This window comes from Bradyrhizobium sp. LTSP885, from assembly GCF_000938305.1.
In the GTDB taxonomy this organism is placed as follows: domain Bacteria; phylum Pseudomonadota; class Alphaproteobacteria; order Rhizobiales; family Xanthobacteraceae; genus Bradyrhizobium.
Genome location: NZ_JYMT01000033.1, coordinates 118,236 through 131,545 on the forward strand (window position 1 = coordinate 118,236; position 13,310 = coordinate 131,545).

Below are 13,310 nucleotides of genomic sequence, written 5' to 3' on the forward strand. Positions count from 1 at the left end.
TCGAAGGCTGCCACTTACGTCGTTGAGTTGAACTTGACCAACGTGAAGTCATTCGCAGGCGTGCACACTCTCAATCTGCAAGATGTTGGAGGAGGGCCAGCGCGCTGGACCCTTATTCTGGGCGAGAACGGCGTCGGAAAGACCACGCTACTGGAATGCATTACGCAGCTTACTCCAGTGTTCAATAGCGATGACCAGCAGAGTAGCAAGGATCCGAAGATGTTCGTTGAACCGCGCATGGCGCAGGCCGAGAACACCGTCTTCGAGAACCTCGCTCGGAATGGTGATGTTGAATTCGAAGTGAAGGCAAAGTTCGCCATAGCGGTGCGCCTGGATAAGAACATAGCCTCTCCAAAAACTGTTGAGACATCGGTAGTGTTCTCACGAAGGTCGGGAAAGGCCGAGAACATTGATGCGTCAAGCTGGCCACCGAAACCCAAGGGCTGGCCGCAGGCAGAGCGGGGCGTAAAGCAGAGCGGCTGGAATAGATTTTCTAAGTTCGAAGAGCCACTAATCCTCGCGTATGGCGCGGGGCGTCATATGGGCGTTGACAATGTTGACTTCAGCAAAGCACCCCATGCGACGGACTCGTTGTTGAAGGGAGCAGGCGAGCTGTTCGACGGCGAACAACTGTTGAGGCAGATCGACTACGCATCGACGTCGCGTGGCAGCGGCGCCAAGCGGGCCAAAAGACAGAAGGAAATCTTTCTGGAGATGATCGCCTCACTGCTTCCCGAGGTCGGAGACGCGGCCAATATCCGCATCTATCGGCCCGGACCGCTCGGGACAAAGGAAAAGTCCGGGGCTTATGTGAAGACACTAGACGGCGAGGTCCGGCTGCGCCAACTGAGCTATGGCTACCAGACGATGATAGCCTGGCTTGTTGATATCGGATGGAGACTTTTCCAGAGATATCCCAAGAGCGCGAATCCGCTTCGTGAGCCGGCCATTGTGTTAGTCGATGAAATCGACCTCCACCTTCATCCGCGATGGCAACGGCAGCTTCGGGATCGGCTCACTAAACACTTTCCCAATGTGCAGTTCATTGCCACCGCGCATAGCCCATTAATGGCGCAAGCCTTCTTAGACGCGAATCTGGCGGTTGTCATGCGCGAAGGCGACCACTCTGTGATCGAGAACGATCCGACCGTGGTCGCGAATTGGCGTGTCGATCAGATCGTGACATCTGATCTTTTTGGGTTGAAGAGTTTCTGGCCTCCCGAAGTCGAGGCGCTGTTCGAAGAGCAGCAGCGACTAGTTGCAAAGAAAAGGAGAACACCGGGGGATAAAAATCGTTTGCGTAAAATTGAGGAGGCAATGCTGAACCTTCCAACAGAAAGCAATCCTGACGACGAGGAGGCATTGCGTATCGTGCGCGAGGTCGCAGCCACACTCGGACCCAAGGCTTCCAAAGTTGATTAGGGTCCGAAAGCCGACCGCAGCGCCGCAGCGACTGAGTCGAGGCGCTGCGCTCGTGGCGGCCTATGAGCAGCAAATAGGTTTAGACCCGGCTGCGGGTGCGAGCAGTTCCAGGGCGTTCACCTTCGACAAGAACGTTTACGGTCATGCGGACGTCAAGAACGCGCTTAAGGCCGCGCAGCACGACAAGTGCTGCTACTGCGAGGGCCATATCTCGCACATCGCGGCTGGACATGTAGAGCACTACCGTCCGAAGACCTGTTCGCAACAGGCGAAGGGCCAGCCATTACTCTATCCGGGATATTATTGGCTGGCCTATGCATGGCCCAACCTCTACTTCGTTTGTGAGCGGTGCAATTCGAGCGGCAAGAAGAACCTGTTTCCGTTGCGCGATCCGATGCGCCGCAAGCTTAGAAGGGTTGACAGGCGCGTGGAGCAGCCGATGATCCTGGATCCCGGCGGGCCCGAAGACCCACGCAATCACATTCGCTTTAAGAAGGCCGCGATTGCAGGGATCTCGGAAGTGGGTAAGGCCACTGTCGCCCTCCTTGGGCTTGACCGCATTCCGTTGACCACAGATCGTCTTCGCCATCTCAAGAAGTGCATCGCGATACGGAATTTTGCTAATGCACCTAGTGCTAGGATGGACTTACCCACACGACAGCAGCAGCGCGAGGCGCGGCAGCTTTTGACTCGATTGTCTGGTCGCGATGCCGAGTATAGCGCAATGGTCACTGATTTACTCACTTCCCGGTGACTGAAGCACCCAATACAAGTGCTAAATCTCAAGTAATTTTCAGTCTATTTTGAAAATATCGAAGCGTTAAAGGTCGAGTTGACGGAGTATATGCTTGGCTAACGGCCATATTGAATTCATGTAAAAAGACTATCTCTATGATGTATGATAGAAATTAGAGAAAATACTTCTCTTTCAGGACGAGTACTACAAGCGCGTGAACCAGTGGCGTGGTCTTTCTAGAGTTTTGCGAGAAGAATTGATTTTTCTATTTGGATCGGTGCGTGTATGATTCGACATCGGATTGGGAGTTCGACATGGAACGGTTGCCGAAAAAAATTGAACCGATAACGAGTGGGGACGTCGAAGCGCTCGACGCTCCCTTGGACAGTCCCGCTTTGACGCGGTTGCTCGATGAAGTTCGCGATGAGGGCATTCGGGTCTCGCGGAGCTATAACCGAACTTACAACCGGCACAATCGCTGAGCCGAATGCTGTGCGCATCGACACCGTTCTTTTGAAGGTAGCAAGTCGCTGCAATCTGAATTGCAGCTACTGTTACGTATACAACATGGGCGACGTGTCATGGCGTAGTAAGCCGAAGCTAATGTCCGCCACTACTCAGATCGCTGTGGCGGCCCAACTCAAAAGTTTATTCGACTCTCAAGGCAATCCGTTCGCCGTCGTCCTGCACGGCGGCGAGCCCTTGATGCTAGGGCCGCAGCGGCTGGCGAGCCTTGCTGAAACCTTGCGCGGCGCGTTGCCGTCCACGTGCTCCCTGAATATCCAAACCAACGGCGTGCTTCTTACCTCGCCGATCTTGGATGTTTGCAGCCAATTCGGCGTAACCGTTTCTGTTAGCCTTGATGGACCAGCACTCATCCACGACAAGCATCGCATCGATCTACGCGGCAAACCGAGCCATGCCGCTGTGATGGCAGGTCTGCGGGCTTTGAGATCGCACCCGTCTGGACAATCGATGTTCTCTGGTGTGCTAGCCGTTGTCGATCCAACCTCTAACCCCGATGAGGTCTATCAGTACTTCAAGGACCTTTGCGCCCCGAGCATCGATTTTCTTTACCGTGATGGCAACTGGGATTCGTTACCAAGCGGTAAGATGAGTGGGAACACCTCCGAGTACGGTACTTGGATGTCGAGAATCCTCGACCTCTATGTTTCAGACCCGCAACCGCCGCGCATCAGGTTCTTGGATGACCTGATCAAACTTGTCGCGGGTGGGGCGGGTTCAAAGGAGGGAATGGGAATTACGGATTTTGGCATAGTGGTCATCGACACGGATGGGGCAATCACAAAGAACGACACACTCAAAAGTACGCCGCTGGGCGATCGGTTTGATGCAGAGTGGTCGGTCTATGCCAGCGATCTTGCGCAAGTTGTGCGTTCGCCGGAGTTCGCGGCCTATCACGTCGCGCAGCGACCGACGTCGCCCTTCTGCAGCTCGTGTGCGGACCTGTCCATCTGTGGCGGCGGCATGCTGACGCATCGCTATAGTGAGGAAAGCGGGTACGCAAATCCGACCGTCTATTGCACTGATCAGCGCATTCTCATTTCCCAGATTCGTCGGCATCTTGCCGCCCACATAGCGAAGCGAGCGGCCGCATGAGTTCTGCTCTATCAGACGTAGTCGCGCGCCATGCCCCTTTTCCCCACGCTGTGACCCAGCAAGCGCTTGAGCCAAACTTAGCGGAAAACGTCCTCCAGTGGTTCGAGGCCGCGGCTCCGTGGCGACTACGAACCGAGAGCTTCTACGAACAATATGAGATGAACCTCCACGAAGCGGCGCTACCGGACGAGGTTGCGCCCGCGCTAGCCGACAAAATGGTCGCTTCGTTGTATCACCGAATGCTGGCTCCGCTAACGTACCAACAGCTGACTCTGACTGAGGTCAACGCGCACAAATTGCTACCGGGTCAAACGATAAAGATTCATAACGATTACATTGGCGGAGATGAGACCCATCGGTTGCTCGTCCAGCTCAACCGCGACTGGACGGACGACTGCGGTGGCATGCTGATGCTGTTCTCCGGCCCAAATGTCGAGGATGTGGCCCGCCTGATACGCCCGCGGCATGCGAGCGGTGTTGCGTTCGAGATTTCGCCGGCGTCATATCACGCCGTTTCTACCATACGCTTAGGCGAGCGCTATACGATCGTCTACTCGTTCAAACGTGCCAACTGATTATGAACCCACACAGCCTTGGATACTGCCGCTTGCGGCAGCGCAGGGAATTTCCGCCAATATTCATTGCGACGACTGGCTCATTTGTCGGATATGCGCGCCTGATCCCGAAATCCGTGAGGAGCTTGCTGCCCGCGGATTTGATTTCGCGGCTGGCCTTACGGACGGAATGAGCCGGTCCCTGCACAGTGTCGCTTTGATCCTTCGTGAGATTATCTCGCTCGAAGCTGCCGTTTTTAACTGCGTCTCAAGGATCGTGCCACTATTAGCCGAACCCGATTACGACATAAGCCACAGCGAGCCTCGCTGGGATGGGCTGATTTTCGTCACCATTCCCGAGGGGGACGATCAACGCGCAGCGCTGAGATCGTTGGAAAATATCGTTCACGAAGCGATGCATATTCAGCTGACGCGCCTAGAAAAAAAGCTGCCGCTCATCGCGGATGAGACCGCGACAATGCCGTCACCATGGCGGGACCAGCCACGGCATCTGCGCGGCGTACTTCACGGCGCTTATGTGTTCGAATGCATACGAAAGTGCTTCATTCAATTGGAAGACAAGGTTTCTCTGGATGAAAGCGGACGTCGCTACACCTCTTCACGAATCATGCAAATCGCCGAAGAGGCGGGTCAGGTTGACCTGCGTCGCCTATCTGCCGGGGTGACTCAGGAAGGCCGTCGCTTTATCGAGTCTCTTTTGGCAGCGACGTAATAAGGCATGCTGAATCCAGTAGAATGGAGGGGCCTTGATGCGTCCAATTGAGCGCGGGAATCTTCGCTACTGCGCAAAAATGGGCGGGGACGCTTTCTGAAGAGATTCAGGTAGAGCTTTTAGATTTCCCCCGTTCAGGTGTAAGGATGCTATGCAGCAGGGAAGCCTTCGCTGATATTCTACGGACTTACGCAGCGGTGCGCCTCTCCAACAGGGTCGGCTGCTTGGATTATGCTACATGCCAGCATCTTATGTATCAACGGGTGCGGGCGGCGTTGATTACGAAGTCGATGTGGCTGCGTCCTGCCTCGGACGCTTGCTGACCGCAACCGCTGACCGCCTTCTTCCCGTTGGGTTTGCGGCAGCGCAGCCGGCTGGCGAGATCGTGCACAAAGGTGGTCGGCGGGTGCTTTATTGCCGCGAGGTCGACGTCGCTCGGGGTCTTGCAGCGCGCGCACCTGATCTCCAGCCAGGGGAAGCCTCCATTCACGGCTTGGTCGATGGTGGGCGACGGATCGATCGGCTCGCCGTCTGACCACATCCGCTCGTTCCAGCTTTCGCAAAGCAGCCTGTCAGCTTGCTGGATCATCGCCTCGCCCTTGGTTCGCATCTCAGCCGATTGGGCGGCCAGGATGTTTGCCATCGCGCGTGCCTTGCCGAGTTCTTTCGCCAGAGCCTTGCGGTCGCCGCCCGACAGGGGCGTAGGGCGGTACTTCGGGGCCATCCGGACATCCAGGCGCAAAGAGATCGGATCGGCAAATCCGGAGCGGCTACGGCGTCTCGAACGCCGGCCAGCACCCGTCTTCTTCATGCCTGCCGGTGCGCTGCTGGCAGGTGTTGTCGAGCAGGCGCTGCGCAACGTCCTTCCAGACTGCATTGCCACCATACAATCGGACTGCATCGGCGGTCTGGATTTCGACGGTCCGCTCGCAGCGGCGGCAAGAGATGCGCAGCACGTGACGCTGAATTTCCGAAAGACGTCGTTGCCGCATCTCGGCCCCGGTCGCGCCGGCGCGAGGGTCTTTGAGGACCGATTCCCAGTATTCGGCCGGGAGCGGCGCATCCGGAGCCGCAGCGGAGGGGCCCCGCCTGCGGACGGCTTCAGCGGCCAGCTTTTCCATCTGCTTTGGGGTCGGCATGCGCCAGCTCGCGGGTCGGTCGGTCATTCCGAATTAGAACATAAAGAGAACAAAAGTCGAGTCCGATCGAAGCTCGTCCGTGAAAAAATCCTCCTGTCGGAAGGGTCGCGATGTCGGAACCAAGCCGGGCCATTCGTCTTGAATCCAGCATCAGTAGTGGAGTTCCCCCGTCATGGCCCCCCGCGCTAACTGGAAAGGCTTCCTGCGTCTTTCCCTCGTCACCTGTCCGGTAGCGCTCTATCCGGCCACATCGGAATCCGAAAAGCTCTCCTTCAATCAGCTCAACCGGAAGACCGGCCACCGCATCAAGTACGCCAAAGTGGACGCCGACACCGGCGAGGAGGTCGCCAACGAGGACATCGTGAAGGGGTACAAGGTCGACACCGACACCTTCATCGAGGTCACAAAAGAGGAGCTCGAGAATGTCGCGCTGGAGTCGACGCGAACCATCGAGATCGACGAGTTCGTCGACCGTAGCGAGATTGATCCGAGGTACCTGATCCGTCCCTACTACCTGGTGCCGGACGGAAAGGTTGGCCACGACGCGTTCGCGGTCATCCGCGAAACCATCCGTGAGATGAACAAGGTCGCCATCGGACGGGTGGTGCTGACCAACCGTGAGCACATCATCGTGTTGGAGCCCATGGACAAGGGGCTGATGGGAACGCTGCTGCGCTATCCCTACGAAGTCCGTTCCGCGGATGAGTATTTCGACGAGATACAGGACGTCAAAGTCACCAAGGACATGCTCGATCTCGCCAGGCACATCGTCAATCAGAAGGCGGGCCATTTCGAGCCGGACAAGTTCGAAGACCAGTACGAAACCGCCCTTATCGATCTCATCAACCAGAAGCGCGCCGGCAAACCCATTGCCGCGAAAGCGCGTCCACGCGGCGAGAACGTCGTGGACCTGATGGACGCGCTGCGCAAGAGCATCGGCGCCGCCGAACCGGCCAAAGATTCGAAGACGGCGAAGAAGCCGCGTAAGCTCGCCAGTGGTCAGAAGGAAATGCTGATGCCGATCGCCGGCAAGAAGCCAGCGAAGGAGGCCGCGGCGAAGAAGCCGACGGCCAAACCGCAGCGGAAGTCAGCCTAGCGTATCGTGAAGCATCCGGTGACGCCGGACGGTCGCTAGCCAAACGTCGTCGCGCCTCAGATCCTGCGCCGTTACTCGGCCTCGATTTGCGTTACAAAATAGGAGCGATATGGCGGCGCTGACAAAGACCTCCAGGCGATCGACGTTGAGCGCGGGCATTCTGGCCTACCGGCAAGGCGTTCGCGGGCTCGAGGTTCTGCTCGTTCACCCCGGCGGTCCGTTCTGGCGCAAGAAGGACGATGGCGCCTGGTCCATACCGAAGGGCGAAATCGATGCCGCGGAAGATCCAGAGCAGGCCGCGCGACGTGAGTTTGCCGAGGAACTCGGCACCAGCGCCTCGATTGGTCGGCTACAGGCCTTAGGGGAGGTTCGCCAGCGAGGTGGCAAGCGTGTCATCGCATTCGCCGGAGAGGGCCATTTTGACCCTGCGGCACTGGCGAGCAATACATTCGATATCGAATGGCCGCCCCGTAGCGGTCGGCGACAGAGCTTTCCCGAAGTCGACCGGGCGGAATGGTTCGATATCGAATTCGCACGAACGAAGATGCTGTCCGGACAATTGGAGCTTCTCGATCGTCTTTTGGCGATCACGGGTGAGAGCGCCGGAAAATGATGTACAGGATTGGAATCATTTCGGACACGCACGGCCTGTTGAGGCCCGAGGCGGAACGACGCCTGATGGGCGTCGATCACATCATTCACGCCGGCGATATTGGGCGTCCCGAGATCGTCGACGCGCTTCGCCGGATCGCGCCCGTCACCGCCATCCGTGGAAACGTGGACATCGGTGAGTGGGCCCGGGAATATCCCGACACGAAACTCGTGCACCTGGCGGGAAAGTCGATCTACGTTCTGCACGACCTGAAGACGCTGCAGGTCGATCCCCGCGCCGGCATCGACGTGATCGTCTCCGGGCATTCCCACGTACCGAAGATCGACACGATCGGCGGCGTTCTCTACCTGAATCCCGGCAGCGCGGGACGGCGGCGCTTCAAGCTGCCGATCACGCTTGCGACGCTCGAAGTGACACCTGAGGGCATAAGATCGGAAATCCACGACCTTGGAGGGTGCGCGCCGTTGACGATCAATTGGGGGCGCGGATCAGGCCGATGGCCAGAAAACTGAAAACCTATCAGACTTCGCTGGGCTTCTTCGATCTGGCGATCGCGGCTCCGTCGATGAAAGCGGCTCTGGAAGCGTGGGGGGCGGACAGCAATCTCTTCCACCAGGGCGCGGCGAAGGAAAGCTTCGACCCGGGCGCTATCGCGGCGACCATGGCAAAGCCCGGCGTCGTTCTCAGGCGCCCGGTTGGAACCGATCGAGCTTTCAGCGAACATGCCGAGCTGCCCACCGATCTTGGTGGCGGAGGACCAACGAAAGCCGCCCGCAAGTCGAAAGGCCCAAAGGCAAAGCAGCGTTCCTCTCGCCCCGTCGACAAGGCTGCGGAACGAAAAGCCGCTCTCGCCTTCGAAAAGGAGCAGAAGCGGCGCGAGCGTGAACGGGCGAGCGAAGAGACTGCCAGGCAGAAGGACCGTGAACGCCGTCAGCAGGCGGTCGACAAGGCGCAGACTGCGCTGGACAAGGCTGAGCAAGAGCACGCGAAGCGGGCCGCCGCCATCCAGGCCGAGGTCGAGGCTCTCGAGATGAGATCGCAGGCCGAAAAAGCCCGCTGGAATAAGGAGAAGGAGCGATTGGAAGCGGCGCTGCGGCGCGCCGGTTAGTCGACGGTTCTTAGTCGGCGGCACCCACGAGCAGCGCCATCAACCGGCATTGGCCTACGAAGGAGCGGCTTACGCTCTGCTTCTGCTTTCGGCGGCATAGCTGACGTGGCCGGACTTGCCGCTCCGTCGCTCATGTAGCGACTTACCCAAAGGCGACGTTAACGAAAGAGTGGAGGCGTGTCCGCTCCGCTGGGCGATTCAGACCTCGCTCGTTCGGCGATGTGCGTTGTCCACGTCGCTGGCTAAATATCAAGCGGAACTCCCAACTTTTATAGTGCCGAACAAGAGTTCGGCGTTAACCATCGCCAACGGTTCCAGTCTGGGCGGCATCGCTTCGAAGTTTCTTAAATTTTGCTGGGTACCTCTTCAGGGCATAGTGACCTTGAGAGAGATATGAGTAAGCGGGCCAAACGTGGAATGGCAGACACGCTCGCACTCCCAATGGTCGGGAGAGTTGCAATTGGCGCCGTGGCCGTCGCCGCATTGGGGTACAGCTTGCTGTTTCGCCCGGCGAGCGTGCAACCGATACGAAAACCGTCCGCACCCCAGGCCCAGGCATCGTCAACTCCGGTATACGTGTCAACTCCGGTTCATGCATCAGCGCCAGCTCCGATTCCGGCCCCGGCGCCTCTGGTCGAACCGCCAAAAGCCGCTGACGGTCCCGGAGCACTTGCTCGGCATGTGATTGACTACACCAGCCACCAGACCCCGGGCACCGTGATCATCGATACCAAAAACACATTCCTTTATTTCGTTCTGAACGACACGCAAGCAATGCGCTACGGCATCGGTGTTGGCCGCGAAGGTTTCACATGGTCCGGTGAGCAGGCTGTGGCCCGCAAAACAGAATGGCCGGATTGGCGTCCGCCTGCAGAGATGCTCGTGCGTCAGCCTTATCTGCCGCGGTTTATGGCAGGTGGTCCCGGCAACCCGCTCGGCGCTCGGGCGATGTATCTGGGCGAGACCGAATTTAGAATTCACGGCACCAGCAAACCCGAGACGATCGGGAAGCGGGTTTCGTCCGGCTGTATCCGGCTGACCAATGAGGACGTGGTGGACCTTTATGAGCGGGTGAAAGTCGGAGCGAAAGTGATCGTGCTTCCGGCAACCGCTGCTCGTCGACCATCCCAGGAAGCGCCGCCAGACGCCGCTTTCCGAGCGCCGGACCCGGCGTCGCCGTCGAACCGGCCCTCGGCAACTAACGCGCAGATGCCGTCATCTGGACCGAAGATCGCGGAGGTCCAGTAGCTCAGTCCTCCCGTCCTCGATCTGCACCTGAGGACAAGGAGGCAATTCAAGTCGTCGCTTCCAAGTCAGCTTCTGGGCCTCAGCGTCCGATTGCAGCGAAGCGGATTTGGTTCGCTATCGGGGCATAGCGGACGTTAGTAACGGCCCGTCCGCCCGGTGGAGTTAGAGGAATAGGTTGGCAACGGGCTCGGCGCCGGTCCTTCTTAACCGGTCTCGCGACTGCACTCGGTCCCGGGTCCCGCCGCTACGCGTCGGCGCTATGCTGACCCTCCTGCGGGTGCCTCCTTCTCTTGCCTGCGCTTCGCTCCGGCGTTTTTCGCTACCTTTCTGCGAGGCCGCTTTTCATCGGAAATCGGGTGGAAGGCGGTGCGCCCGAACTTCTATCGTGCTCGGAAAACGGGAGCACGACATGCGCAAATTTCATTCTATAGCGGCCCTTTGCGGTGATGGCCTTAGGCCAGAGCTACGGGAATTGTTTGACCGGCAGGCGGTTGATCCCAATTCCGAGTTGTTCGTGAGACACGATGGTATGTTGCAATCCGGTCCTGACCCCAAATCTAGCTGTCATTCGGCCTGCAATATTGACCCCCTAAGCCGGGGGATCGGCGTCCAAAATTGACCCCCTACAGGTTGGTCTGTTGCGCTGCCTGCTTTGTAATGAAGCAGGTGGTCGGGGATGCTGGTCGTGGAGACAATTGCCCGGATACGGCGCGAACACTTCATCAAGGGCAAGACGATCAAGGAGATCGCCCGGGACCTGAAGGTGTCGCGGAACACGGTCCGGAAGGTGCTGAGGTCGGGAGAGACCTCATTCGAGTACGAGCGTGTTGTCCAACCGCGGCCGAAGCTGGGACGATGGGCAGCGGAGCTCGACGGATTGCTTGCGGGGAACGCAGCTAAGGCTGCTCGCGAACAGTTGACGTTGATCCGGATCTTCGAAGAGCTGCGCGGGCGCGGCTATGATGGCGGTTACGATACCGTTCGGCGTTACGCCAGGCGGTGGAGCCAAGAGCGTGGGCAATCGACGGCTGCAGCCTATGTCCCGCTGAGCTTTGCGCCTGGGGAAGCCTATCAGTTCGACTGGAGCCACGAGGTCGTCCTGCTCAATGGCGTAACGGTGATCGTGAAGGCCGCCCATGTCCGGCTCTGTCACAGCCGGATGCTGTTTGTGCGGTGCTATCCGCGCGAGACACAGGAGATGGTGTTCGACGCCCACGACCGGGCATTTGCTCTGTTCAAGGGCACCTGCGGACGCGGCATCTACGACAACATGAAGACGGCGGTGGAGACCATCTTCGTCGGCAAAGGGCGTCTCTACAATCGCCGCTTCATGCAGATGTGCAGCCACTACCTGGTCGATCCGGTTGCCTGCACGCCAGCGTCGGGCTGGGAGAAGGGTCAGGTCGAGAACCAGGTCGGACTTGTCCGGGAGCGCTTCTTCACGCCACGGCTGCGGTTCAAAACCCTCAACGAGTTGAACGCGTGGCTGTTGGACAAGTGCATCGCCTACGCCAAAGCGCACCGGCATCCGGAACTGATCGAACAGACGGTCTGGGAGGTGTTCGAAGCTGAGCGACCGAAGCTCGTTCCCTATGCCGGCCGGTTCGACGGATTCCACGCGGTGCCGGCGTCGGTCTCGAAGACCTGTCTGGTGCGTTTCGACAACAACAAATACTCGGTCACGGCCAGCGCTGTCGGGCGGCCTGTCGAGGTTCACGCCTACGCCGACCGCATTGTGATCCGCCAGGACGGGCGCATCGTTGCCGAGCATGCTCGCTCGTTCGGCCGCGGCGATACCGTCTACGATCCCTGGCATTACGTGCCGGTGCTGGCTCGCAAACCCGGTGCCTTGCGCAACGGCGCTCCCTTCAAGGACTGGGTACTGCCGGCCGCGATCGAACGTGTACGGCGCAAGCTCGCCAGCGCCGACGATGGCAATCGGCAGATGGTCGACATCCTCAACGCAGTTCTGACCGACGGCTTGCCGGCCGTCGAAGCCGCCTGCGCCGAGGCGATCACTCACGGCGTTCATTCCGCCGATGTCGTGCTCAACATCCTGGCCCGCCAGCGTGATCCTGCGCCACCGGCCAACATCCTCACCCCGGCTGCGCTGACATTGCGCCATGCCCCGATCGCCGACTGTGCCCGTTACGACAACCTCAGGAGAACCATCTGATGGAACGTACTCAACTGTTCGACCTCATGAGCGAGCTCAAGCTCTACGGCATGAAGGCCGCCTTCGATGAGATCATGGCGACCGCTGTCAAACGCCAGCACGAACCTCAACGCATTGTCGGCGACCTGCTCAACGCCGAGATCAACGAGAAGCAGGCGCGCTCGATCAAGTACCAGCTCACCATCGCCAAACTGCCGCTGGCCAAGGACCTTGAGGACTTCCAGTTCGAGGGCACTCCTATCAACCAGACGCTGGTCAATGATCTCGCCGGCGGCGGCTTCATCGCCCAGCAACGTAACGCCGTCCTGGTCGGCGGTACCGGCACCGGCAAAACACATATGGCCATCGCCATCGCCAGAAGCTGCATCCGATCTGGTGCCCGCGGCCGCTTCTACAACGTAGTCGACCTCGTCAATCGCCTGGAGATCGAGACCCGCAATGGACGGCAGGGTCGCATCGCCGAGCATCTGACCCGGATGGACTTCATTGTCCTCGACGAACTCGGCTACCTTCCGTTTGCTCAATCCGGCGGCCAGCTACTGTTCCATCTCGTCAGCCGGCTCTACGAGCGCACGTCGATCGTCGTCACCACCAACCTATCCTTCGGGGAATGGCCCAGCGTATTTGGCGACGCAAAGATGACCACCGCGCTGCTCGATCGTCTGACTCACCATTGCGATATCGTCGAGACCGGCAACGACAGTTGGCGCTTCAAGAGCCGCGACGACGATCACGCAACCCGCGCTCGCACCGTCTCCGCAACCCCGACCAGCTCCGACGGCGCGAGCGCTACCGCCAAAACCCGTCGCCCAAAGGGGTCAAAATTGGACGCCGATGCGGGGTCAAATTTGAACGCCGATTGACA

Annotated in this window: 14 protein-coding genes and 1 pseudogene; 13 read left to right on the forward strand and 2 right to left on the reverse strand. The window is 58.9% G+C overall.

What is annotated here, in order from left to right; all coding sequences use genetic code 11:
- Positions 1-33 precede the first annotated feature (33 nt).
- The 6 genes from UP09_RS20715 to UP09_RS36380 all read left to right on the forward strand — a co-directional run bounded on the left by UP09_RS20715 (position 34) and on the right by UP09_RS36380 (position 5,065).
- Positions 34-1,422: an AAA family ATPase gene (locus UP09_RS20715; RefSeq protein WP_197082708.1), complete on the forward strand. Its 1,389-nt coding sequence runs from the start codon at positions 34-36 to the stop codon at positions 1,420-1,422.
- Positions 1,423-1,474: 52 nt separating this feature from the next.
- On the forward strand, positions 1,475-2,176 hold the full coding sequence (locus tag UP09_RS20720) for an HNH endonuclease family protein (RefSeq protein WP_156164693.1): 702 nt from the start codon (positions 1,475-1,477) through the stop codon (positions 2,174-2,176).
- Between the two features lie 296 nt (positions 2,177-2,472).
- Complete coding sequence (gene yhhA, locus UP09_RS39040) at positions 2,473-2,640, forward strand: YhhA family cyclophane-containing RiPP (protein WP_502689068.1); 168 nt, start codon at positions 2,473-2,475, stop codon at positions 2,638-2,640.
- A gap of 10 nt (positions 2,641-2,650) precedes the next feature.
- On the forward strand, positions 2,651-3,778 hold the full coding sequence (gene yhhB / locus UP09_RS20725; RefSeq protein WP_245302088.1) for a cyclophane-forming radical SAM/SPASM peptide maturase YhhB: 1,128 nt from the start codon (positions 2,651-2,653) through the stop codon (positions 3,776-3,778).
- A complete protein-coding gene (gene yhhC / locus UP09_RS20730) occupies positions 3,775-4,353 on the forward strand; it encodes a cyclophane-containing peptide 2OG-Fe(II) oxygenase YhhC (protein WP_044540124.1) in 579 nt (192 codons plus the stop codon). The genes yhhB and yhhC overlap by 4 nt, the downstream gene beginning before the upstream one ends.
- Positions 4,343-5,065 (forward strand): aKG-HExxH-type peptide beta-hydroxylase, encoded by a 723-nt coding sequence (locus UP09_RS36380; protein ID WP_197082709.1) that lies wholly within the window; start codon positions 4,343-4,345, stop codon positions 5,063-5,065. Before yhhC ends, UP09_RS36380 begins: the two co-directional genes overlap by 11 nt.
- A gap of 256 nt (positions 5,066-5,321) precedes the next feature.
- Here UP09_RS36380 and UP09_RS20740 read toward each other — a convergent pair whose 3' ends face one another.
- Positions 5,322-5,789, reverse strand: a complete 468-nt coding sequence (locus tag UP09_RS20740) for a hypothetical protein (RefSeq protein WP_245302090.1) — start codon at positions 5,787-5,789, stop codon at positions 5,322-5,324.
- A gap of 46 nt (positions 5,790-5,835) precedes the next feature.
- Entirely contained in the window at positions 5,836-6,231 is a 396-nt protein-coding gene (locus tag UP09_RS20745) for a hypothetical protein (protein WP_197082710.1), read from the reverse strand.
- Positions 6,232-6,376: 145 nt separating this feature from the next.
- Between UP09_RS20745 and ku the strand changes: the two genes are divergently transcribed.
- From ku to istB, 7 genes and pseudogenes are all read left to right on the forward strand, one after another.
- Entirely contained in the window at positions 6,377-7,300 is a 924-nt protein-coding gene (ku, locus tag UP09_RS20750; protein WP_044540125.1) for a non-homologous end joining protein Ku, read from the forward strand.
- A gap of 109 nt (positions 7,301-7,409) precedes the next feature.
- Entirely contained in the window at positions 7,410-7,913 is a 504-nt protein-coding gene (locus UP09_RS20755) for an NUDIX hydrolase (protein WP_044540126.1), read from the forward strand.
- Positions 7,910-8,425, forward strand: coding sequence for a metallophosphoesterase family protein (locus UP09_RS20760; RefSeq protein ID WP_044540127.1), 516 nt, complete (start codon positions 7,910-7,912; stop codon positions 8,423-8,425). The genes UP09_RS20755 and UP09_RS20760 overlap by 4 nt, the downstream gene beginning before the upstream one ends.
- Positions 8,410-9,021, forward strand: a complete 612-nt coding sequence (locus UP09_RS20765) for a hypothetical protein (RefSeq protein ID WP_044540128.1) — start codon at positions 8,410-8,412, stop codon at positions 9,019-9,021. Before UP09_RS20760 ends, UP09_RS20765 begins: the two co-directional genes overlap by 16 nt.
- 393 nt (positions 9,022-9,414) lie before the next feature.
- Positions 9,415-10,269 (forward strand): L,D-transpeptidase, encoded by an 855-nt coding sequence (locus UP09_RS20770; RefSeq protein WP_044540129.1) that lies wholly within the window; start codon positions 9,415-9,417, stop codon positions 10,267-10,269.
- A gap of 676 nt (positions 10,270-10,945) precedes the next feature.
- Positions 10,946-12,515: pseudogene (gene istA / locus UP09_RS20775) on the forward strand (IS21 family transposase).
- Positions 12,445-13,308 carry an IS21-like element helper ATPase IstB gene (gene istB, locus UP09_RS20780; protein ID WP_044536175.1) on the forward strand — a complete coding sequence of 288 codons (864 nt, stop codon included), beginning with the start codon at positions 12,445-12,447 and terminating at the stop codon, positions 13,306-13,308. The pseudogene istA and the gene istB overlap by 71 nt, the downstream one beginning before the upstream one ends.
- The last annotated feature ends 2 nt before the right edge of the window (positions 13,309-13,310 follow it).